Genomic DNA, 1,723 nt, shown 5'->3' on the forward strand with positions numbered 1-1,723 from the left:
CACAACCTGCTATCAATGGGTTGAAGAATATGAAGAGGAAGGTAGATGAAAAGGAAGGTAGATGAAAAGGCGAAACCTTTCCTACCGTACGTGGATATGGTTCTTAACGTTACGGGTGGTGGTAGAGGATTACCTAGAGGTGGCCTTAGGGTTTGGAAACTGGAATAAACAAACCGCACAACAATGGAATAAGTACGTTAGTGATATATTAAGAACATCAACGAAATCATTTGATAATAAACTAGGGCAGGATGCAGTTAAAGGCTTCTATAAAGTTGATGCCAATGGTTATAACGTTGCAGTATATATCTATAAGAGTGGTCCAAATGCGGGGAGAATAGCATCAGTGGTACGATTAAGCAATAACCAAATGATAAAGTTTGGACTAAAGTGAGGAGAACTTATGCAAATAGGTCATGGAGAGTACTTAATAATTAGTTCTTGTATCAAAAATCCTTATGACTCTAGTAAAATTAATGGGCTAATTGAAGAGATTAAAGCTATAGATGCAACTTTTGGACATGCGAATTTGTTGAAAATTAATCCGAAAAAAGTTGACTATAATTTAGTTTGGGAAGGGATTGAAGATTTTTCTACTTCTTTCTCAATGGATTTGTTAAATCAATTTGTTCTGTCAACTCTTGAATTAAGATTTAATAGTGGTACTCCTGCTAGATTACAGGTTATGTTTTTGGATGAGCTGTCCTACGAAGTTTCATTAATATTTAATTATACTCAATTGATTGATGAGGAACATGATATTCGTATAAGAACTACACGTTTAGAATTTATTGAGAGGGTTGCATTAGTTTGTTTTGAAAAACTTCTCCCTTTGTATGGTACCTATGGTGTTGAAAGAAGTGTAGAAGGAATAGAAAGCTTAATTGAAAATGCACCGGGACTTCCATGCGATAAAGTATTTTATAACAAAAAATTAATTAATAAATCTAGCACTTTACTAGAATTAATAAATGGTGCAAAATATTCCAAAGAAAATGGTGTGGGTGTTTATTTTAGGAATAGTGGTTTGGATGATTTTCAACTTGTTGAAAGTGATGAGCTAAGGATGAAATTAAATGAACTACTAAAATTACTTTAATTATTCAAATAGATAAAAGATTAAAATTGATATTTTGAACCTTGATAGGCTACATGCTGGTCAAGGTTTTTTTGAAGGAGGCTATCCAGTATAGACTCAGTCACTTTTCCTACTACTAACGCGACTATATCGACATAATCGCACGGACTTCCAAGCTGGAGAAGTGTATTATACAATACAATGAAACGGACTGGGAATTCCTGAAGCGAATGGCCTCGCGCTTTTGGGCAGTGCTGGTACCGGATGCGACGTCTGACAAGCCAAAATTTTGGTTTGGGCTGGGCGAGGGCAGAGCCGGGGAGATAGCTGTACGTTCATATCGTGTGAAGAAAACGCTACCCTTTTATCGGGAGACGATAGAGAACGGGTATGCGGCAGGACTCGCTGTAAATGACTTTTTGTGCTATGAAGTGGAAACGGGCGCATATTTCAATCCAGGGGATCGGGTGACCTACAAAGGCAAGGACTGGGCCATCGCCCGCTCGACATCGGTCATGAAGCAAGGTCATCTGACACACGAATACACCCTGTCCCCGGAAAAAGGAATACGACAAAATCAGCAGGGAAATTAGCGGATTGTCGGCGCTTCCCTGACAGGAAAAGTAATCGACCGCACGAAAGATA

General features: G+C 38.4%; 3 protein-coding genes. All 3 read left to right on the forward strand.

Features of this window, described 5'->3' with window-relative positions; translation table 11 throughout:
• The first annotated feature begins 61 nt into the window (after nucleotides 1–61).
• The 3 genes from HMPREF0083_RS17555 (at nucleotide 62) to HMPREF0083_RS17565 (ending at nucleotide 1,671) form a co-directional block, all read left to right on the forward strand.
• A complete protein-coding gene (locus HMPREF0083_RS17555) occupies nucleotides 62–394 on the forward strand; it encodes a hypothetical protein (protein ID WP_021622975.1) in 333 nt (110 codons plus the stop codon).
• A 9-nt stretch (nucleotides 395–403) separates the two neighbouring features.
• Complete coding sequence (locus HMPREF0083_RS17560) at nucleotides 404–1,099, forward strand: hypothetical protein (RefSeq protein WP_021622976.1); 696 nt, start codon at nucleotides 404–406, stop codon at nucleotides 1,097–1,099.
• A 209-nt stretch (nucleotides 1,100–1,308) separates the two neighbouring features.
• Nucleotides 1,309–1,671, forward strand: a complete 363-nt coding sequence (locus HMPREF0083_RS17565) for a hypothetical protein (RefSeq protein WP_021622977.1) — start codon at nucleotides 1,309–1,311, stop codon at nucleotides 1,669–1,671.
• Nucleotides 1,672–1,723: the final 52 nt, after the last annotated feature.

Source organism: Aneurinibacillus aneurinilyticus ATCC 12856, from assembly GCF_000466385.1.
In the GTDB taxonomy this organism is placed as follows: Bacteria; Bacillota; Bacilli; order Aneurinibacillales; family Aneurinibacillaceae; genus Aneurinibacillus; species Aneurinibacillus aneurinilyticus.

What these genes read in the sequence shown, in the direction of transcription:
- HMPREF0083_RS17555 (WP_021622975.1), top strand. Translation starts at nt 62, where the DNA reads ATGAAAAGGCGAAACCTTTCCTACCGTACGTGGATATGGTTCTTAACG.
- HMPREF0083_RS17560 (WP_021622976.1), top strand. Translation starts at nt 404, where the DNA reads ATGCAAATAGGTCATGGAGAGTACTTAATAATTAGTTCTTGTATCAAA.
- HMPREF0083_RS17565 (WP_021622977.1), top strand. Translation starts at nt 1,309, where the DNA reads ATGGCCTCGCGCTTTTGGGCAGTGCTGGTACCGGATGCGACGTCTGAC.